The organism is Anabaena sp. CA = ATCC 33047 (genome assembly GCF_963870205.1).
In the GTDB taxonomy this organism is placed as follows: Bacteria; Cyanobacteriota; Cyanobacteriia; order Cyanobacteriales; family Nostocaceae; genus Trichormus.
Map to the genome: position 1 here is coordinate 192,037 of NZ_CAWMSA010000056.1, position 22,279 is coordinate 214,315.

At 42.0% G+C, this 22,279-nt stretch carries 11 protein-coding genes; all 11 read left to right on the forward strand.

Going from position 1 to position 22,279, the window contains the following annotated elements; all coding sequences use genetic code 11:
• The first annotated feature begins 3 nt into the window (after positions 1 to 3).
• On the forward strand, positions 4 to 8,622 hold the full coding sequence (locus AACS98_RS17475) for a non-ribosomal peptide synthetase (RefSeq protein ID WP_066382131.1): 8,619 nt from the start codon (positions 4 to 6) through the stop codon (positions 8,620 to 8,622).
• Positions 8,623 to 8,874: 252 nt separating this feature from the next.
• A complete protein-coding gene (locus AACS98_RS17480) occupies positions 8,875 to 9,537 on the forward strand; it encodes a hypothetical protein (protein ID WP_066382133.1) in 663 nt (220 codons plus the stop codon).
• A 114-nt stretch (positions 9,538 to 9,651) separates the two neighbouring features.
• Entirely contained in the window at positions 9,652 to 10,032 is a 381-nt protein-coding gene (locus tag AACS98_RS17485; protein WP_066382135.1) for a nuclear transport factor 2 family protein, read from the forward strand.
• Between the two features lie 21 nt (positions 10,033 to 10,053).
• A complete protein-coding gene (gene cysC, locus AACS98_RS17490; RefSeq protein WP_066382383.1) occupies positions 10,054 to 10,629 on the forward strand; it encodes an adenylyl-sulfate kinase in 576 nt (191 codons plus the stop codon).
• A gap of 174 nt (positions 10,630 to 10,803) precedes the next feature.
• Entirely contained in the window at positions 10,804 to 12,966 is a 2,163-nt protein-coding gene (locus tag AACS98_RS17495; RefSeq protein ID WP_066382136.1) for a Rieske 2Fe-2S domain-containing protein, read from the forward strand.
• Complete coding sequence (gene fni / locus AACS98_RS17500) at positions 12,963 to 14,024, forward strand: type 2 isopentenyl-diphosphate Delta-isomerase (RefSeq protein WP_066382138.1); 1,062 nt, start codon at positions 12,963 to 12,965, stop codon at positions 14,022 to 14,024. The genes AACS98_RS17495 and fni overlap by 4 nt, the downstream gene beginning before the upstream one ends.
• 123 nt (positions 14,025 to 14,147) lie before the next feature.
• Positions 14,148 to 15,053: a DMT family transporter gene (locus AACS98_RS17505; protein WP_066382139.1), complete on the forward strand. Its 906-nt coding sequence runs from the start codon at positions 14,148 to 14,150 to the stop codon at positions 15,051 to 15,053.
• A 52-nt stretch (positions 15,054 to 15,105) separates the two neighbouring features.
• Positions 15,106 to 15,708 (forward strand): LysR family transcriptional regulator, encoded by a 603-nt coding sequence (locus AACS98_RS17510; protein ID WP_157087533.1) that lies wholly within the window; start codon positions 15,106 to 15,108, stop codon positions 15,706 to 15,708.
• Positions 15,708 to 16,415 carry a cupin domain-containing protein gene (locus AACS98_RS17515; protein WP_084386932.1) on the forward strand — a complete coding sequence of 236 codons (708 nt, stop codon included), beginning with the start codon at positions 15,708 to 15,710 and terminating at the stop codon, positions 16,413 to 16,415. Before AACS98_RS17510 ends, AACS98_RS17515 begins: the two co-directional genes overlap by 1 nt.
• 13 nt (positions 16,416 to 16,428) lie before the next feature.
• Positions 16,429 to 17,223: an SDR family oxidoreductase gene (locus AACS98_RS17520; RefSeq protein ID WP_066382140.1), complete on the forward strand. Its 795-nt coding sequence runs from the start codon at positions 16,429 to 16,431 to the stop codon at positions 17,221 to 17,223.
• A gap of 50 nt (positions 17,224 to 17,273) precedes the next feature.
• Positions 17,274 to 22,190, forward strand: coding sequence for a non-ribosomal peptide synthetase (locus tag AACS98_RS17525; RefSeq protein WP_066382141.1), 4,917 nt, complete (start codon positions 17,274 to 17,276; stop codon positions 22,188 to 22,190).
• Positions 22,191 to 22,279: the final 89 nt, after the last annotated feature.

Here is a 22,279-nt window from a genome sequence, read left to right on the forward strand (position 1 = left end):
TTTATGTCTGGATTAGATTTATTCAACCAAATTGATCACCAGAAAATTATTATTGCGGCAACATTTACAAGTGAATTAATAGAAGATTCCTTAGCTTATTGGCTTCAAGAGATAGGGCTACCTTATGCCATAGAGTTTTCTCCTTACAACCAGGTATTTCAAGAACTGCTGAATCCAGCCAGCCGCTTGGCTAGTAATCACGATGGCGTTAATGTAGTTCTGGTGAGGTTTGAGGATTGGGAAGCAAATAAATATCGTCTACATCTGGTAGTTGATGATACTCTCAAAGCAGAAATTTTGGGCGATCGCCTACGTCACATCCTACCAAATCACATAGAAATCGCGCACCTCAACCAATACGAAACCGAATATTTATACCAAGAAATCTTCGTAGATCGCGTCTATCTCAAGCATGGCATAGTCTTTAATGAAGACGACTGTATTATTGATGTGGGTGCAAACATTGGTTTATTTACCTTATTTGCCCAGCAAAAAGCCCCCAAAGGCAGTATTTACGCCTTTGAACCTGCACCCCACGCTTTTGATAAATTACAGACAAACGCCCAGCTTTACTGTCAAAATGCCCATCTATTTAACTGCGGCTTAGGTGGTGAATCTAGACAAGAAACCTTCACATTTTACCCTCGTTCCTCAGTCTTCTCCAGTTTCGCGGCTGATGCAGAGCAAGATGAAAAAGCTATTCGCTCAGTCATTATCAATATGCTGCAACGGGATAACTCTCTGGATGCAGACTCATTAGAACGTCTAGCTGATCAATTCCTCCAAGATAGACTAGAGCGAGAAACCTATCAGGCTCAACTGCGGAGTCTTTCCGAAATTATTGAAGAGTATCAGATTGCTAAGATTGATTTACTCAAACTCGATGCAGAGAAAAGCGAGTTAGCCATTCTCCAAGGGATAAAAGAGCATCACTGGCCTTTGATTAAGCAGATTGTGATGGAGGTGCATGATCAAGAAGGTAGCACCATTCGGCAAGTTCTGCACTTGCTGACCGAAAAAGGCTTTAAATATGTTGTTGATGAAGAGTCTCTCCTACACGGTTCGGGACTCTTTAATATTTATGCGACACGCCACAACCAAAACCAGCACTCAGAATTACAACAAGTTGCTAAAAACACAGCCCAATTAGAGAAAACCGTTCAGGATTTTAGTAGCGCATTAAAAACAGCCGCAACGCGATCGCCAATTCCCCATTTGATTTGTATATGTCCTCCATCTGCAAATAATGATGCAGCAACTAACAGTATATATGAGAGAATGCAAGAACTGTTATCAGCAGAACTCAAAGATGTTAGCGGGATGTATCTGATCAAGAGTCAAGAATTGAGCAGTATTTACCCAGTAGAGAATTACTACGATCCCTACGGCGACGAACTCGGACACATCCCCTACACACCAACCTTTTTCTGCGCCTTGGGGACAATGCTAGCGCGGAAGATATTGGCATTGAACAGCAGTCCCTACAAAGTAATTGCCCTTGACTGTGACAATACCTTATGGAGTGGTGTTTGTGGAGAAGATGGAGTTGCAGGAGTCAAAATCGAGCCACCATTTAGAAACCTACAACAATTTATCCTAGAGCAGCAAGCAACCGGCAAACTAATTTGTTTGTGCAGTAAGAACCAAGAAGAAGATGTCTTTGCAGTCTTCGAGCAACATCCAGATATGGTACTGCAACGCCATCATCTCGTGAATTGGCGGATTAATTGGCAATCGAAATCAGAGAATCTGAAACATTTAGCTAACGAATTGCAACTGAGTTTAGACAGCTTCATTTTCATAGATGACAACCCAGTTGAATGTGCAGAAGTGAGAGCCAACTGTCCAGAAATCTTGACTCTACAACTTCCCCAACAAAGCGATCGCATCCCCCAATTCTTACAACATACATGGGCTTTCGACCAACTGCAAACCACTCAAGAAGACCAACAAAGAACTAACCTCTATCAACAAAACATCCAACGCCAACGCTTACAACAAGATTCGCTTTCCTTTGCTGATTTCCTTGCCCAACTCAACTTAGAAATTGAAATTTCCCCCATGCAAAACGAGCAACTGACAAGGGTTGCTCAACTAACTCAACGCACCAATCAGTTTAACCTGACAACAATCAGACGGTCTGAGACAGAAATTCAACAACTACTGACATCAGGAAGCTTAGACTGTCGAGTAGTCAAAGTTAAAGACCGCTTCGGTGATTATGGCTTAGTAGGTTTAATGTTATTTGCAACAGCAGAAACGAGCCTAGTCGTAGACACATTTTTACTAAGTTGTCGAGTATTGGGGCGTGGTGTAGAACATCAAATGCTGGCTTATCTAGGAAACCTCGCACAACAAAAAAGACTAAGCCAACTCAAAGTTTCATACACACCCACACAAAAGAATCAACCAGCCTGGGACTTTCTGACTAGCGTCGGTAGAGAATTCCAACAAGAAAAAGAGCATAGTTGGTTATTCCAGTTTCCCTCTGAGACAGCATCTCAAATCAACTTTACCCCCACAACCAACACCCCAGTTAAACAACCAGCAAACTCTTCTCAAACTCTCCGCACGCCAGTTGCTTTAAGTCGGCGGAGCCGCCCAACGCACTGGCTCGCCTCTGCGCCTCTGCGTGAAATTTCTCCCGACTTCTATCAACGCATAGCCCGAAATCTCTACACCCCCGAACTCATCCAAAAAGAGATAGCATCCCGACAACAACGCCAAAGACCCCAGCTAGAGATAGAATTTATTGCACCTCGCACACCCATAGAAAAAGCGATCGCCAACCTATTTGCAGAAATCCTCAAACTTGATAAAGTAGGTATCAATGATAACTTCTTTGAGCTAGGCGGCGACTCCATTCGGGGAGCGATTCTGATTAATAAACTGCAAGCCCAATTAAACGAAATCATTCACTTCGTTGTTCTATTTGATACTAAAACAGTAGCAAATCTAGCAGCATACATAGAAGAAAACTACCCACAGACAGCAGCCAAACTCTTAGGTAAACAAACCACAGCAATTATTGACATACCACAAGAACGCATCGATGAAACAAAAGTTTTACAAATGCGTTCCTTGATACCCGCCATTGCTCCCCCAATAGACAAAGACACAGAGAAAAACCCACCCGCCATCTTTATCCTTTCGCCTCATCGTAGCGGCTCAACCTTACTGCGCGTCATCCTGGGGGGAAATCCGCAACTGTTTGCACCGCCAGAATTGGAACTGCTGACATTTAATACCCTTGCAGACAGAAAAGCCGCATTTTCTGGACGTTATAGCTTTTGGGCAGAAGGGACAATTCGCACCATCATGCAAATTAAAGGGTGTAGTCCAGAAGAAGCGATCGCACTAATGGAGGAATTGGAAGCCCAAAATCTCACCACCAAGCAATTTTACCACCTGATCCAGCAATGGCTAGGCGATAAAATCTTAGTAGACAAAACCCCCTCCTATTCCATAGATTTAGAAACCCTTAAACGAGCAGAAATCAACTTCCAAAACCCACTCTACATTCATTTAGTGCGCCATCCATTAGCAACGATGCGCTCTTATGAAGAAGCCAGAGTAGAACAAACATTTCCCTATCAACATCCTTTCAATAGACGACAACTCGCTGAATTAGTATGGTTAATTAGCCATCAAAATATTCTGCAATTCCTGCAAGAAATTCCACCAGAAAGACAGTATCAACTCAAATTTGAAGACATAGTTAATCAACCACAGACTACTGTAGAAAGACTCTGCCAATTTTTAGGGGTAGACTTCCATCCTGAGATGCTGCAACCATACAAAGAGAAAAAGCAGCGCATGACTGATGGTATTTACGCCCAGTCGAGAATGGTGGGAGATGTGAAATTTCACCAACATCAAAGCATTAATCCCGACACCGCCGAGAGTTGGAAGCAGTATTACAAGACTGACTTTTTAAGTAATATAGCTTGGCAAGTAGCAGAGTCTTTGGGATATCAAAGGGAAGAGGGAACAGATAATCAAAGAAATAACCTTGTGATTCCGCCAGTCAGTCGGGGAAGTACCACAGAATATCAAGAATTTCCTCTTTCCTTCGCCCAACAGAGGTTATGGGTTTTAGCTCAATTAGAGCCTGACAACCCTTTCTACAATATGTTTAAAGCGGTTCGTTTGAATGGACGCTTAAATATAGCAGTTTTAGAAAGTAGCCTCAACGAGATTATCCGCCGTCACGAAATTTTACGCACTACCTTTAGTTCTGTAGCAGGTACACCTGCACAAGTAATTGCTCCCCAGGCAACTATAAAACTTGCGGTAGTGGACTTGCAGAAATTCTCAGGACAAGCACAGTTAGAACAACTGCAACTGGTAGCCACCCAAGATCAACTACAACCCTTTGACCTCACCAAAGGACTTTTACTGCGAGTTACCTTAGTCCAACTAGAGCCAGAATCCTATGCTTTATTATTGACCATGCACCACATCATCGGTGATGGTTGGTCAATGGGAGTATTCATCAAAGAACTATCAAGTTTGTATCGCAGTTTCTTAGTGGGTGATGCTTCTCCCCTGCCAGAGTTACCGATTCAATACGCCGACTTTACGATTTGGCAGCGTCAATGGTTGCAAGGTGAAGCATTACAAACCCAAGTCAATTACTGGAAGCAACAGTTAGCCGACGCACCACCACTTTTAGAACTACCGACAGACAGGCCGCGTCCCTCCGTGCAGACTTTCCGGGGTTGGTGTTTTTCCTTCCAGATAGATGCAACACTAACAGCATCCCTAAAAGAACTCAGCCAAAAGTCAGGAACTACCCTATTTATGACCTTGATGGCGGCTTATGCTACCCTGTTGTGCCGTTACAGTGGACAGACAGACATACTGTTAGGGACACCCATCGCTAGCCGCAATCAACAAGATATAGAAGGGTTAATTGGCTTTTTTGTCAATACCTTGGTGATGCGAACTCGCCTAGAAGGCAATCCCAGTTTCTCAGAACTACTGACTCAAGTACGTTCTACCTCTATGGATGCCTACGCTAACCAAGACGTACCCTTTGAGCAGATTGTCGAAGCTTTACAAATAGAGCGCAGTCTCAGCCACAGTCCCTTATTCCAGGTGATGTTTGCATTGCAGAATGCGCCAATGGAACAGTTAGACACGCCTGAGTTAGCTGTTAATCCTCTACATCTAGATAATGTTAATGCCAAGGTTGACCTGACATTACAAATGTGGGAACAAGGCAACTGCTTACAAGGGTTTTGGCAATACAACACCGATTTGTTTGACGAAGACAGAATTGCTCGAATGAGCGGTCATTTCCAAACATTATTAGCGGGAATTGTCGCCAACCCACAGCAATCGATAGCTACTTTACCATTGCTGACTGAGGGCGAACTTCATCAGTTGTTAGTGGCATGGAATGATACTCATATACCTTATCCTGATAGCAAGTGTATTCATGAGCTATTTGAGGAACAGGTAGAACAAACACCCGATGCTGTAGCGGTGGTGTATGAAGATGAGTGTTTAACATATCGGGAATTGAACGATCGCGCCAATCAACTGGCGCACTATTTACAAACCTTGGGAGTTGAGAAAGAAGTATTGGTGGGGATTTGCGTTGAGCGATCGCTAGAAATGATCATCGGTATCCTAGCCATCAACAAAGCCGGGGGTGCTTATGTTCCCTTTGATCCTGCCTATCCCCAAGAACGCTTGGCTTATATGTTCCAAGATACAGGGGTATCAGTGCTACTGATCCAACAGCAGTTGAGAGGATTATTACCCCCCAACTCAGCTAAGGTGATTTGTTTAGACACAGATCAGGAAATCTTCAGCCAATACAGCCCAGAGAACCTAAAAACAGATGTGACACCAGACAACCTGACTCACATCATGTATACCTCTGGTTCTACAGGCATCCCCAAAGGTGTTTGCATTATCCATAGAAATGTTGTCCGCTTGGCTAAGGGAACAAACTATGCGTCATTAACACCCCAAGAAGTCTTTTTGCAACTTGGCCCCCTGTCCTTTGATGCTTCCACCTTAGAAATTTGGCCTTGTCTTTTGAATGGTGCAAAGCTTGTCTTGATGCCAAGTCAAAAGCCATCTTTAGAAGAGTTAGGGGAAATTATTCAACGCTATCAGGTGAGTATTTTATGGCTCACAGCCAGCTTATTCCATCTGATGGTAGATGAAAGGTTGTCAGATTTACAACCTGTACGTCAACTGATGAGCGGTGGTGATGTATTATCTGTAGCTCACGTTCAAAAAGTTGTGCAAGAACTGAAAAATTGTAAATTCCTCAACGGTTACGGCCCTACGGAAAACACAGTATTTACTACTTGCTTCCCGGTCACGCCGGATACTCAACTTGAGAAGTCAATTCCCATTGGGCGTGTGATTGGTAATACCCAGGTATATATTTTAGACTCGAATCTCCAACCTGTACCCGTCGGGGTTTGGGGTGAAATGTGTGTGGGTGGTGCTGGTTTAGCTAGGGGTTACTGGAATCGTCCCGGACTTAATCAGCAAAAATTTATACCTAATCCCTTTGGACATCCAGAGAGCGATCGCCTGTATAAAACTGGGGATTTAGTACGTTATTTACCCGACGGGAATATAGAATTTTTCAGTCGCATTGACAACCAAGTAAAAATCCGGGGCTTCCGCATAGAACTGGCGGAAATTGAGGTGGTTTTAACTCAACATCCCCAAGTACGGGATGCTGTGGTGATTGCCAGAGAAGACAAACCGGGGAGCAAGAGTTTAGCAGCATACTTGATCCCCGAAGGAACACAGCCCACCAGTAGCGAGTTGCGAGCCTTCCTCAAGCAAAAGCTACCTGATTATATGGTGCCGGCATCCTTCACAGTGATGGCAGCTTTACCAATTACCCCCAATGGTAAAGTAGACCGTCGTGCCTTACCAGTACCAGAGTTTGAGTTGAATGACTCCAATAGCTTGGTTGCTCCCCGCACCGATAACGAAAAAATACTGTTGCAAATTTGGCAAGATGTTTTACTATTGAAACAAGTTTGCATTCATGACAACTTCTTTGAGTTGGGTGGCGATTCCATTATCGGTATCCAAATTATCGCCAGAGCCAATCAAGCTGGATTAAAATTAACTCCAAAACAGCTATTTCAGCATCAAACCATCGCTGAGTTAGCTGCCGTAGCGGTGACAAATACCACCCAAAAGGCAGAACAAGGCTTAGTTACAGGCAATGTTCCCTTAACACCGATTCAGCATTGGTTCTTTGAGCGGAATTTAGCCGAACCCCATCACTTTAACCAATCCGTCCTGCTAGAAGTTCCGCCCCATATCAAGCCGGAATTATTAGAACAGGCATTACAAAAGCTGTTATACCATCACGATGCTTTAAGACTGCGGTATGTGCAGCAAGCAACGCAATGGCAGCAGTACAACAGTGATGTGTGCGATGACCTATCCTTAGCGATCGCTGATTTATCCCATCTTGCTCCAGCAGCACAAACAAAAGCTATTGAGAGTCAGGCAGAGGAAATCCAGCGATCGCTAAATTTAGCAGATGGGCCGCTCATGCGAGTCCTGCTGTTTAACTTAGGCGAATCTTCTCCTAGTCGGCTGCTAATTGTCATCCATCACCTAGCGGTAGATGGGATTTCCTGGCGGATATTGCTAGAAGATTTATCTCAAGCCTACAAACAATTAGATAGTGGAAATCACATCCAACTCCCTGCAAAAACCACATCCTTTAAAGATTGGGCAATTCGATTGCAGAATTATGCAGCAGATCCAGAACTGCACCGGGAAATAGACTATTGGCTCGACTCCATGCAGTTCGCAGTTGCTCCTTTACCCTTAGACTTTCCCGCTACTGCATCAGCCAACACTGTCGGCTCAAGTCGCACTGTTTCTGTATCCCTGAGTATAGAACAGACTCGCGCTCTGCTACAGGATGTCCCGGTCGCGTACAACACCCAAATTAACGATGTACTATTGACCGCATTAGTAGAAAGTTTTGCCCAATGGACAGGCTACGATTCTCTACTGATTGAATTAGAAGGACACGGACGGGAGGACTTATTTACAGATGTAGACTTGTCCCGGACAGTCGGCTGGTTTACCAGTATCTTTCCCGTTTGCTTAAAAGCAGGTCTTCACCACCCTGGAGAAGCTCTTAAGTCAGTCAAGGAGCAACTGCGACACATCCCCAACCGAGGTATTGGCTACGGTATCCTGCGGTATCTCAGCCGGGATGCAGCCATCAATCAGCAACTTGGGCTACTTCCCCAAGCTCAGGTCAGCTTCAACTACTTAGGTCAATTCGACCAAACACACCTAGCGTCTCTGGGTTGGAAATATGCTCAAGAATCTAGCGGTTCTATTCACTCTCCCAAAGGACAACGCCGCCATTTGTTGAATGTGAATGGATTAGTGATTGAGGGCAGATTGCAACTGGAGTGGAAATATAGCTCGGCTTTCCATCACCAGTCTACAGTAGAAAACTTGGCTAACAACTATGTGAAAACCCTAGAAGCAATTATTGACCACTGTTTATCAACAGAAGCAGGAGGTTATACACCTTCAGATTTTCCCGAAGTTAATTTGAGTCAAGAAGCCTTGGATGAACTGCTAGCAGAAATTGAATAAAGTAGTTCACAACTCATCTCTATTAAGAGAAGATTTGTCATCACTTTGTCCCTTGTTTTCCTTCTTCCATACCAATAATATTCATTGTTTATGACAATCTCGAAAGCAACACTCACAACCACGCGGGATTCAGGAGTTTTAGTTAATAAACTCGCTTCCAAAATCTCCTGCATTTCTTATCAAAGTATGCGGCGGTCTAGCAGAGTATTGAGAGAATTTATCCTTTATTATTTTCCAATTTATAATCTCTCAATGAATGACTTCTTTCGGTTTTATCCCATCTTAGGTTTTATCGAAGCTCTGGTTTATCAAACTGATGACGAAGTAGAAAGAATCCAACATGATGGTTGTGAAAAACTGCAAAATTCCCCTTGGCAAGCAAAACAGGAAATGATTCTAGCTGTTTTGGAAGAATATAATCTCAAACATTGCCAAGTTGAATTTTATATGGAGAAGCTAGGCGAGTATTTTGAATTAGAAACAAAGTTATTATCTAGTTCTCATGTGACTCATGGCATGATTAAACAGGCGGCAGAATTGCGTTCTTCTGACTATCGAATTCTGCACTGTACTTTGCTGAAAATGTTAGGTTTAAATTACCAAGAAGATGAGTTAAATGAAGAACTAAGACTGATGTGGCCTTTAGAAGTTTTAAATGACATCGAGGATGATTTGATGTCTTATACAGAGGATGTGGCCGCTAAACATTATAATACTTATAGAATGTTTGTCAAAATTTATGGGGAAAAAGCTCCCTATTACTTAAAGAAAGAGTTAGATTTTTACGAAAGTCTATATCATAAACAAATCAGTAGGTTTTCGGGAATGAGACGAGAAGCTTTTCTCAAACCTTGGAATGCCTATCGACTTGACCATCCAGTACCCGTGATTCCTGAACCAATTCTGGAAGAATAATATCAAATATTGCTTATGGCTAATAGCCAATTGCTAGTTATTGATTAATATCCGGTATTGGTTATTAGCAACTGATTGAAGCAGCGAAACAAAATACATAACAGGAGTGTAATTATGTATTTCAATGGTAACTCGCAAATCCTCACAGATTACAGTGAATTAGTAATTGATTTATTTCATGCTGTTGATGCCTGTCAATGGGAAAATCTCACAAATATTTTTGATAAAAATATCATCTATGAGCGTCCGGGTTACAATGCTTTTGTTGGCATTGAACGCTTGCTGAAGTTTTATAAAATGGAAAGAGTAATTGCATCAGGTAAACATTACATCGAGCGTGTTACAATTGATGGCAGTTATGGAGCTTGTTGGGGGAGATTTGTGGGCGTTAGCAAAGAAGCTTGTCAAATAGATGAACTTTTTGCTGATGTCTACTCTTTTGAGAAAGGTAAGATTAAAACTCGCAAAACACACTTTTTTAGACCAGCCGTTTAGGAAAATTGTAGAGGTGGGGTGGTGAAACAACAACGTGGTGTGACAATTTGGTTAACTGGTTTGAGTGGTGCTGGTAAAACTACCATCAGTCAGTATTTAGAAACAGAACTGCGATCGCACGGTTATAAACTGGAAGTGCTAGATGGCGATGTAGTCCGACAAAACTTAAGTAAAGGTTTAACTTTCAGCAAGGAGGATAGGGACGAAAATATTCGGCGCATTGGTTTTGTCGCTCACCTGTTAACTAGAAATAACGTCATTGTCCTGGTTTCAGCCATCTCACCATATCGAGCAGTTCGCCAAGAAGTGAAAGCAAAAATCGGTGATTTTATTGAAGTATACGTCAATGCACCCTTAGAAGTTTGTGAACAGCGAGATGTGAAAGGTTTGTATAAAAAAGCTAGAGCCGGGGAAATCAAAAACTTCACCGGAATTGATGATTTATACGAAATACCTCTCACACCAGATATTGAATGCAAAACTAATCAAGAAAGTGTTGCCGAAAGTGCTAATAAAATTTTAAACAAGTTAGAACAATTAGGTTACATTGATTCTTTAGTAGTGCCACAATTAAATAACAACTCATTGCGAGTGTAAGACGATAGTTTCTCACTATTCCTTACCACTAGGTGATTAACAAACAAAATAATTTGAAGCTTTCTCATCCACTCAAGCTGAACCGCTTGCGGTAGGCGAAGTAACACAAAAAAACTTTTTAAGCATCTTTAAAAAACCAGTTTGTTATAAAATGAAAATCAGGGAATAAATGAGATGGTTTTAGTGAAAGAAAAGGAACTATGTAAACTTTTTGTGGAAGTGGGAAGGCAGCAATATAACCTTGCTGCTATGGGTAATAATTTCGCTAAAAATGATGAACTAGCCTGGAATAATTTTATTACTAATCTACTAGCAGCAAAGCACGATACTGCTGTGGAAACAGCCTATAAATATCTAACAAATGCGGTTGATGAATATAATCAACATCATCAGCCAGAGGTCAATATCAAAATTGTTTATAATTATTTTGTCGCTAAAATTCTGCGTTCCATATTTGTTGAACCATCGGAATTAGAAAAAGACTGGTATTTTATTTGTCACACCACAGAAATTCCCCAACCTGGGGATTTTGTGACTGTGCAGATTTTTCAAGAACCTTTGGTAGCTGTACGTCAATCAGACGGAACGATTCGCGTTTTCCTCAACGTTTGCACTCATCGCCAATCACCAGTATTTGAGGGTAAAGGTTGTATAGGTGCAGATAAATCAGTGCTTTGTCCTTATCATGGATGGGCATTTGGCGCAGATGGTCATTGCAAGAATGCACCAGGGGCAAATAGGGGAGAGTTTGGAGCAGATTTTGACCTAAAAAATTATAGTTTACAAGTTTTTGAAACAAAAATTGCTGACAATCAACGTGTTTTTGCCAGAATTGCTCAAAATCATCAGCATCAGGCAGAAACACCGCCACCAAGCCCTCAAAACATCGGCGTAGAAATTACAAATCTGCTCAATTCTGTCAGTCCTGGTTATGCAGATGGGGAAACCGCCACACTTCCAGAAACAATTCGCCTGTGGTTGAGAATTGGTTATTTAGAAGCGCAACTACAGCAGCTAATTGCAGACATCAACCAAGGAGAAACCAACCTTAGCCAGCAATTAATTTTAGATTCATTAATTGGGGAACTAAAACAAGCTATCCTCACCGTTGATAGTGATGGCTTAACTACAGAATTGGATGCAGTGCTGCAACGAATCTACAGCCTGGATGAGCAACAGCAGTTAATTGGCCAGCCTAGAGAATACCCGAAAGTTGAGCCTGAGCATCGAGAAGATTTTGCAGCAGAAGAAAGAAGACAAGCATTACCAATTTGGATTTATGGCGATGCAGCGTTATTCGCGCTGGAAGTGGAGCATTTAATTAAACCAACTTGGCAATTTGTTTGTCATATTAACGAAATTCCCCAACCAGGTAACTTTACTTGGTTGGATATTGTAGGTGAACGTGCCTACGTCATTCGCACCGCAAGCGGTGAAATTTTCGCGGGTAAACTTCCTGATGTTACCCAACGGGCGAACTATCCGCAATTTGGTTTACCCAATTACGGTTTAGAACCCATCGACATTGACATTTTTTATGGCTTTATTTTCATTCGTTTTACTTGGGAAGGTTCAAGATTAGCCGAAAGTTGGTATCAACCCGGCTTATTAGAACCCTACCAACTGGAAAAGATGCAACCGATTGGTAGCATCGGTCACTATTGCATTAATGTGGAGGTGGATTATAAATTACTGTGGGAGAACTTCCTAGAAGATTACCACTTTCCGATGATGCACAAAGGTTTAACTCGTCGCTTTGGAGTGTCGAGTGATTGTGAAGGCATCAACGGTATGATTATTCCCATGCGTGACCCGGCTTCACCCAGTTTAACCCCCATCGAGCGACAATATTATGATGCTGCTAAGGCGATCGCTCGTCATTCTTGGGAACGTGAGCAGGAATTACAAGAATTTGCGGCGGAAAACCAGGCTTTACCCGAAACCCTGTGTTTTTCAGCCTTCTGTTCCATGTCGGCTCAAGAAGAAATACCCATGCCTTTTTCCTTGAGCGTATTTCCTGAACACGTACAAACTTTTTCCTTAGTGCCAGCCGGGCCGAGAGAATGCCGTTTTCACGTGCGTAGTTATGGCCATGTCCTTGACTCTAACGATCCTCACAGTCAAGCCATTGAAAAAGCGCGACTAGCGAATATTCAATTACTGGTGGAATCGCTACATGAGGACATTCGCGTTAACTATATCTGTCAAGACAGCGTTTCCTCACGGCTGTTTGAGAAAACAGGTGTATTCAGTATTGCCGAGTATGATGTTGCTAAGTTTCAGGAGGCTATCCGCCTGAAGCTGCCAATCACCAGTCATCACCAGAAACCCTTATGACTACTACTGTACCATCAGTCAATGCTGCAACAGAAATTGAGACTCGCAAAGCTGACCACCTACGTGTCTGCTTAGAAGAAGATGTCCAGTTTCAGCAAGTAACTAGCGGATTTGAAAGCTATCGCTTTACTCATCATTGTCTGCCGGAAATCAACCGCAGTGACATTAACCTGCAAACAACCTTTTTAGGTAAGCATCTCGGTGCGCCTTTGTTGATTTCTTCCATGACTGGGGGGACAGAGTTAGCGAAGTTAGTTAACACTCGTTTAGCTACAGTGGCTCAACGCTACCGATTAGCAATGGGGGTTGGCTCACAAAGAATTGCGATTGAACAACCTCATTTAGCCCCTACCTTTGCTGTGCGTTCCTTTGCGCCTGACATTTTATTGTTAGCTAACTTGGGGGCGGTGCAACTAAATTATGGCTGTGGGCTGGATGAGTGTTTGCATCTGGTAAACTCCCTAGAGGCTGATGCCCTGATTTTACATCTTAACCCCTTGCAAGAGTGTGTCCAGTCAAAAGGAGATACAAATTTTCGGGGCTTATTAAGTAAAATTGCCCAGCTTTGTGAAAAGTTACCCGTGCCGGTGATTGCCAAAGAAGTGGGCAATGGCATTTCTGCGGTGATGGCACAAAAGTTAATTGATGCGGGAGTAGCAGCGATTGATGTGGCTGGGGCTGGTGGAACTTCCTGGGCGAAGGTAGAAAGCCAACGCGCTCAAGACAACAAACAACGCCGTTTAGGACAAACCTTTGGCGATTGGGGTTTACCAACCGCAGAGTGTATAACTTCTATCCGGGCTAGTAACCTGACAATTCCCTTGATTGCGTCTGGTGGACTAAGCAACGGCTTGGATGTTGCCAAAGCGATCGCATTAGGAGCAGACTTAGCAGGATTAGCCCGACCTTTTTTAGCAGCCGCCGTACAATCAGAAGCCGCCGTTGAGGAATTGGTCGAAATCCTCATTGCTGAACTGGAAACAGCACTATTTTGTACTGGCAATACCACCTTGTCAGAACTGAGAAGTTCTGGTGTATTGCAACCTGTCCAAAAGTGAGGAGTCCTGAGAAATTCTTAATTTTGAATTTTGAATTTTGAATTTTGTAGCTTGCTTCGACCTAGGAGTATTTTGAATTAATTCCTCCCCTGCCTTCTGCTGTCAACGAGTGATAAATGTAACATGAAAGTAGATGACTGCAACCAACCCACGCCAAACGCCCTGCATATTCAAGGACTAATAGCGATCGCGATCGTTAGTCTCATCTGGGCAACAACTTTTCCACTAACTAAAAATGCAGTCACTAGCTTTTCACCAGCTGTACTCACAGCTAGCCGTTTCACCGTTGCAGCAGCAATATTTACCCCATACCTACGCGGACTCAATCCGCAAATCTTACGCGATGGCCTAGTTTTAGGACTGCTGCTGTTTATTTGCTTCACCTGCCAAGCGTTGGGGCTGGAAACTGCCAATGCTAACCGAGGAGGATTTATTTTCAGCTTGAATGTGATCATCGTACCCTTACTAGGTGCTTTCTTTGGTCAGTCATTGCTGCTGAAAACCCTACTCGCCGCCGGTATTGCCCTCACAGGTATCGGCATTATGTGTTGGGAAAATGGTTCACTAGGCATAGGGGATTTACTGTTATTTGGCGATACCTTCGTTTACGGGGTGTATATGCTGGTACTTCAGGGAAGCGTACAACGGCACTCAACCCTATCTCTCACTGCCATCCAACTTTGGCTCATAGCAGTATTAAGTGCAGTCTGGGCTGCACCGGAGATAGTTGGACAATTTGAGACTCTGACCCATAACTATGGTATTATTCTTTACCTGGCTTTAGTCGGAACTGCCGCCTGTATCTGGTTAGAAACTATAGGCCAGCAATGGATTTCCGCTTCTGAAGCTGCGCTAATGTGTACCCTTGATCCGGTACTTACCTCTGTTTTTTCCTTTTGGCTACTCGGTGAGAAGTTTGGAGTACGTGGTTTAATTGGCACGGCTCTCGTACTAACTGCATTGATTTTAAGTCAGAGTAAGTCTGAATATATAGACCGAAAATTAATCTTGGGTGCAGATGATGTTTAAACATTAATATTTTTAACTTTTTTACTTCAAATATCAGATTTTGGTTAAAACTATGCTGAAATTTTCCATTGAATTTAGACCTCCTACTCCTGCTGAAAAAACTTTAGTTATCGGTACATTAGGCCCTAGTGGTACGAGTAGTGACTATGCTTCTAGTTATATAGTCAAACAATTAGAAGCAGAAAACTTGACTGGAGAAATTCAGTTATTTGATAGCTTTCCAGATGTGAAAACAGCCTTGCTACAAAACCAGATTGATTTGGCTGTAGTTCCTCATGCTTACGACTCGATTAATGAATTTTATATGGAGCCAAGTTTTGATTTAGGCTTCATTTTTATCTATCCAACTCCAGTGTATGGATTAGCTAAAAAGAAAAATACAGATGTAACTTTTAAAGGGGCGAGAATTGTTACCCATCCTGCACCTTTACCTTTGTTGTCCCAACTTTTACCAGAATCGGAAGATCAATCAGAAATTCAAGTTGATTTGTCTGCTTCAACTAGCGATGCAGCCATTCAAGTACAAAAGGGTTTAGCGACTCTAGCGATTACTAATAAAAATGCGGTTGAAGCCTATGATTTAGAGTTTATTTCTACTTATGGCAAAATTCCTATGAGTTGGTCAATTTTCTATAAAAAAAATAGCATAAACTAATGAGTCAATTTTTTCCCACACCCAAAGTTACACAACTGAATGCGGATGTAGAATTAATCGCCTTCGATTGTCAAGATACCCTTGTACAACTCGTGTATCTTGCACCTGGAGCAACTTTCCCACTACATCAACATCTTGAAAGTCAGATGGGAATGATAATTTCTGGACGTTTAGAAATGAACGTCAATGGCATTACAGAAATTATTGAACCACTACAACAAGCTTACATTGCTAATGCTTTTGTACCTCATGGTTCTGTGAATATTTTTCCAGAAACAGCCCTGGTGTTTGATGTCAAACGTACTATAAATACTTTGCCATCAGCCAACAACGACGAAGTATTTCTGAAGGTATCGCCTAAAGAAGATGAAATTACTGGCTTACCCTCTGAATATGTTGTAGCTTCTTGGTTTGAAATTGTTATCATCAACATTCCACCAGCAGGAAAAATACCCATCCATCAATCTGATAAGGAAGAAATGGGAATTATCCTAAATGGTCAATTGATGATGACTGTGGGAGAGGAACAGAAACTAATAGAATATGGTAGTATTTATTATGCTCCAGCTAATGTGATTTGTGGAGGATATAATACTTCTGAGGAAACAGTAACATTGGTGAAAATTTCAATTTTACCTTGTGCTGATTTATCGGAACAAGAAGCTGATTTGAAAAAAATAACTGCGCGATCGCTAACTGCAACCTAGAGGACTATTAAGCATGGATTTAGGACTAACAGGGAAAGTAGCTTTAGTGACAGGTGCTAGTGCTGGTATTGGTTATGCCATATCTGAAAAACTAGCAGCAGAAGGCTGTCATTTAGTAATTTGCGGGAGAAATACCGAACGCTTAGAACAAGCTTATCAAAAATTGGTTAATTCTCCCGGTAAAATTATTACTTGCTGTGCTGATGTTCACCAAGCCACCGACTCAGAAAAATTAGTTGAGTTAGCCCTGAATCAATTTGGTAAAATCGATATCTTGGTCAATAATTCTGATGGAGCTAAATTTTCCAGCGTTGCAGTTGAAAATATATCTGAGGAAGATTGGTCAACTGTATTTGAAGGGAAATTAATGGGCTATATCCGTATGACCAATTTGGTTTTATCTACCATGAAAAATCAACAATGGGGACGGATAATCAACATTATTGGTACATCCGGGAAAGAACCTTCACCACGTTTAATTAAATCAGGAGTAGCGAATGCAGCATTAATTAACTTTACTAAATCTGTAGCTACCCAAGTCGCCAAGTGGAATGTATTAGTTAACGCTGTTAACCCCGGTATTATTGATACACCCAGACATCGAGAATATTTAGAAGTATTTGCCCAAAAAGAAGACCGAAATATTGAGACGATTATAGAGGGAATAGATAACAGCATTCCTCTAGGTCGTCGTGGACTTTCTAGGGAGGTAGCTGATTTAGTGGCTTTTCTCAGTTCAGAACGTTCTAGTTATATCACAGGTGTAACTATTCCCGTTGATGGTGGATTATCCACGGCAGCTTTTTAATTAGTTTAAAAACAATTTTTAGTAAATTTATTTAATATAAACAAATAACAATGGTAGCTATACAACAACAAAATAAAAATAAAGATATTGAAGCCATCTACCCACTTTCGCCAATGCAGGAGGGGATGTTATTTCATACCCTCTATCAGCCAGAATCAAAAATCTACTTTGAACAGTTTCGCTTTACGCTGCATGGTGATTTAAATCCAGGTGCATTTGAGCAAGCTTGGCAACAGGTGGTACAAAGACACTCGTCTTTACGGACTTTGTTTGTTTGGAATAACCGTAAACAGCCATTACAAATAGTACGTAAACAAGTTAGTTTACCTTGGATTAATCAAGATTTACGTTTTCTGTCAAACGAGGAACAGCAAACAGAAATTAATGCTTTTTTAACCAACGATAAACAGCAAGGGTTTCAACTTGATAAAGCTCCCTTGATGCGGTTTGTATTATTTCGGTTGGCAGACGACACTTATCATTTTGTTTGGAGCTTTCATCATATATTACTTGATGGTTGGAGTTGGCCGATTCTGTTTAAAGAAATATTTGCTGTTTACGATGGCATCACTAATCATCAAAAATTATATTTAACTCCATCTCGTCCTTACCGAGATTATATTAATTGGTTGCAGCAACAAGACTTGTCTATTGCTAAGGAATTTTGGCGGCGGACTCTGGAAGGTTTTACGACACCTACACCTTTGGTTGTGGAACAAACTGTAGGGCAGGTTTCTCAGCCACAAAATAGTTATATTCGACATCAAAATTTATCAGCAGAAGCAACTGCAAAAATTAAATCTTTTGCTCAACAACATCATCTTACTGTTTCAACTTTAGTACAGGCGGCTTGGGCTTTGTTATTGAGTCGCTACAGTGATGAATCTGATGTAGTATTTGGGGCTACAGTGTCCGGTCGTCCGCATCATTTATCTGGTGTGGAATCAATGGTAGGGTTGTTTATTAATACCTTACCTGTGCGGGTAAAAATCCCAGAAACAGATGATTTGTTACCTTGGCTAGTGCAGTTGCAACAAGAACATATAGAACGGGAGCAGTATTCCTACACCTCACTGGTAGATATTCAAGGTGTGAGTGCAATTCCTCGCAATCAACCTTTATTTGAAAGCATTGTGGTGTTTGAAAATTATCCTGTTAACGCCACACTGCAAGCACTTCCTGATAATTTGCGAATAGGCGATCGCCAAGCCTTGGGCGAAACGAATTATCCTATAACTGTGGTTGCAATTCCCGGTGAAGAACTAGCCATCAAAATCAATTATGATTGCAATCGCTTTGATGCAGATACCATTGACCGGATGATTGGTCATTTGCTCACACTGTTACAGGGAATTGTCACTAACCCCCATCGTCGTGCAGCCGAACTACCCCTACTCACACCAGCAGAACAAAATTTACTGTTAGTAGAATGGAACGCTACCCCAGCCACCCATCCGATCACAGATTGCATTCATCAAGTATTTGAGCAGCAAGTTGCAAAAACACCCGCAGATGTAGCGGTGGTATATGAGAATCACAGCTTCACCTACCAAGAGTTAAACCAACGCGCCAACCAACTCGCCCACCATCTAAAAAGTTTGGGTATCAAACCTGATGCACCTGTAGGGATTTGTTTAGAACGTTCTCTAGAAGCCGCAATTGCCATCTTAGCAACCTTGAAAGCTGGCGGTGCTTGCCTTCCCCTTGACCCTACCTATCCGTCAGAGCGTTTAGCATTTATGCTGGCAGATAGTCGCGCCAGTGTTGTCTTAACTCAGGCTAGTTTAAAGCCATTGCTGGAGCAGGATTTTCACCACCATCTAATTCTGTTAGATGAACAATGGCAGGAGATAGCCAAAGAATCTGATATCAATCCCCAAACCCAAACACAAGCAGATAATTTAGCCTACATCATCTATACTTCCGGGTCTACAGGCACACCAAAAGGTACTCTTGTCCCCCATCGCTCACTCACCAATTTAGTAGAACACCATCAAGCGCAGATGGCAACAGGCGTAGGTGTGCTTCAGTTTGCCTCCCTCAGCTTTGATGTTAGCTATCATGAAATGTTTGCGGCGTGGGGTTTGGGCGGTACACTGTACATGATTCCCGAAAGCGATCGCAAAGACTTAGATAAACTAATTAACTTACTCGCAACACAACCAATTGCAAAAGTGTTTCTTCCCGTTACCCTGTGGCAACAATTAGCGGAAATATACGGAGAAGAAGAGCATCTATTTAAACACATTAGAGAAGCGATCGCCTGTGGGGAACAGTTGCAAATTACCCAACCCATGATTAAGCTGTTTCAACGTTTAGAAGATTGTAGACTCTACAACTTCTACGGCCCTACAGAAGCAGACTTAGTTACAGCCTATACCTTCAGCCAGCAACCAGAAACATGGCCAATTTATCCCCCCATTGGTAAACCTGCCGTTAACGTCCAAGTTTATCTATTAGACCGCAATCTGCAACCCGTACCAATTGGTGTCCCTGGGGAAATCTACGTTAGCGGTGACGGTTTAGCCCGTGGCTACCTCAACCGCCCAGATTTGACACAACAGAAGTTTATTCCCAATCCCTTTGAGAAGGCAGAAGGCAGGAGGCAGGAGGCAGAAGGTTTTTCCCCCTACACCCTCCAAGGCAAAAGACTATACAAAACAGGCGACTTAGCTAAATATTTACCAGATGGCAACATCGAATTTTTGGGACGGATAGATGATTTAGTCAAAGTCCGGGGTTTTCGGGTGGAACTTGGGGAAGTAGAAGCGGTATTGAGCAAACATCCCCAAATCAACCAAGCCGTTGCTAAGGTATTCGGACAAAGTGCCAGAGAAAAATATTTAGTTGCTTACTTTGTCCCCATTCAAGGACAGACAATTACTGTTGAACAGTTGCGTGATTTTCTGCAAGACCAGTTACCAGATTACATGATTCCATCGGCTTTTGTGCAGGTAGAGTCATTTCCCTTAACTGCTAATGGTAAAGTTAATCGTCGCGCTTTAAAAGAACCAACCGCTAGCAGACCAGAATTAGCGCAAACCTTTGTTGCACCCCGTACTCCCACAGAAGAAATTTTAGCGGGTATTTGGCGGGATGTTTTAGGGTTAGAACAAGTTGGTATTTACGACAACTTTTTTAACTTAGGTGGACATTCTTTACTAGCTACTCAAGTAATTTCACTGACACGCAAAGCCTTTAAGATAGAATTACCTCTGAGGAGTTTATTTGAATATCCGGCGATCGCCACCTTAGCCAAAACCGTCGAAACAGCTATTCAGCAAGAATCTTTGCCGGAAATTGTACCTGTGCAAGTCGAGCGCACAGAAGACACAATCCTACCAATTTCCTTAACTCAGTTAGAGTTTTGGTTTTTCGAGCAATTCTACCCCGGTAATCCTGTATACAACTTGCCCCTAGTTTATCGTGTCACAGGTAGGCTGGATGTGCAAGCTTTAGAGCAGAGTTTAAAGGAAATTGTCAGAAGACACGCAACATTACGAACCACCTTTAAAGTTGCAAACGGACAAGTGGTTTATGCAATTTCCCCTCAACCTGTATTTGACTTTGCAGTTATAGATGCACAAACCATTTCCGAAACCGAAGTAAAACGACAAGCAGAAAAAGAGATTAAACAGCCTTTCGATTTAGCACAAGGGTCATTATTGCGGAGTAAACTGTGGCGATTAAGTGAAACCGAGCATTTATTGATTGTCACTACCCACCATATTGTCGCTGATGGTTGGTCTTTTAGTGTATTGACTCAAGAATTGGCAACCCTTTATGAAGCATTTGCTCAAGGTAAACCTTCCCCACTTACAGAGTTACCCATACAATATGCAGACTTTGCCCATTGGCAACGGCAATTATTACAGGGGGAAATTTTACAATCACAAATGCAATTTTGGCGACAACATCTAGGTGTTACCCCTCCCATCTTACAGCTACCAACAGACTATCCACGCCCACAACAGAGAACCTTCACAGGTGCGCGTCATCCCTTGGTAATTTCTCCCGACTTAACCAAAGCATTAAAAAACGTGAGTCAGGAGGAAGGCGTAACCCTATTTATGACCTTATTAGCAGCACTCAAGACATTGCTTTTCTGCTACACAGGACAACCAGACATCATTGTTAGTAGCACAGTTGCTAATCGTACCCGCCCAGAAACAGAAGGATTGATTGGTTTCTTTGTCCACTTACTACCATTCTGCACGAATTTAGCAGGAAATCCCACCTTCAGAGAACTACTGCGGCGAGTGCGAGAAGTAGCTTTAGGAGTGTATGCACATCAAGAAATGCCCTTCATCAAGCTAGTAGAAGAAATGCAACCAGTCAGAGATGCTAGTCACACACTACTAGCTCAAGTGATGTTTGTCTTCCAAAACACTCCAGAAGATGATTTAAAACTCGCCAATTTAACTTTAAAAGAGGAGTTTATAGCCACAGATACCAAAGACACAGCCGAATTTGACTTAAATTTAACCCTGCAAGAAACATCTGCGGGAATTGAAGGCGCGTTAGTCTACAAAACCGATTTATTTGCAGATACTACTATTACCAGAATGGTAGAAGTATTTCAAAAATTGCTAGAACATATAGTTACTAATCCTAACCAACGACTTGGGGAACTGCCCTTTTTAAATGAAGGTAAGAAATTACCAATTCAAAATCATCAATTACCACTAGCTAACAACAAAACTGTCAAAGAATTTACTCAACCAAGTAACTCAATTGAAGAAGTCATATTAACTATTTGGCAAGAAGTTTTAGGATTAGAACACATCAGCACCGAAGATAACTTTTTTGAAATTGGAGGACATTCAGCCCTAGTTTTACAAGTCATCTATAAATTACAGCAAGCTTTGCAAATAGAGTTACCCTTAACTTTCCCATTTGAAAAACCTACCATTGTTCAACAAGCAGAAACCATCAGCCATTTACTAAATAGTGAACCTTTGGGATAAATATTTATTTCAAGAGGGGAAGAAAAAGAGTGGAAAACTGAGAATTGACACAATATTAATACTCTCTCTGCGCCTCCGCGTCTCTGCGT

Bases quoted from the DNA above. Each gene is read 5' to 3' on its own strand.
- AACS98_RS17480 (WP_066382133.1), top strand. From the start codon at position 8,875: ATGAATGACTTCTTTCGGTTTTATCCCATCTTAGGTTTTATCGAAGCT.
- AACS98_RS17520 (WP_066382140.1), top strand. From the start codon at position 16,429: ATGGATTTAGGACTAACAGGGAAAGTAGCTTTAGTGACAGGTGCTAGT.
- AACS98_RS17485 (WP_066382135.1), top strand. From the start codon at position 9,652: ATGTATTTCAATGGTAACTCGCAAATCCTCACAGATTACAGTGAATTA.
- AACS98_RS17515 (WP_084386932.1), top strand. From the start codon at position 15,708: ATGAGTCAATTTTTTCCCACACCCAAAGTTACACAACTGAATGCGGAT.
- AACS98_RS17505 (WP_066382139.1), top strand. From the start codon at position 14,148: ATGAAAGTAGATGACTGCAACCAACCCACGCCAAACGCCCTGCATATT.
- AACS98_RS17475 (WP_066382131.1), top strand. From the start codon at position 4: ATGTCTGGATTAGATTTATTCAACCAAATTGATCACCAGAAAATTATT.
- AACS98_RS17510 (WP_157087533.1), top strand. From the start codon at position 15,106: ATGCTGAAATTTTCCATTGAATTTAGACCTCCTACTCCTGCTGAAAAA.
- AACS98_RS17495 (WP_066382136.1), top strand. From the start codon at position 10,804: ATGGTTTTAGTGAAAGAAAAGGAACTATGTAAACTTTTTGTGGAAGTG.
- fni (WP_066382138.1), top strand. From the start codon at position 12,963: ATGACTACTACTGTACCATCAGTCAATGCTGCAACAGAAATTGAGACT.
- AACS98_RS17525 (WP_066382141.1), top strand. From the start codon at position 17,274: ATGGTAGCTATACAACAACAAAATAAAAATAAAGATATTGAAGCCATC.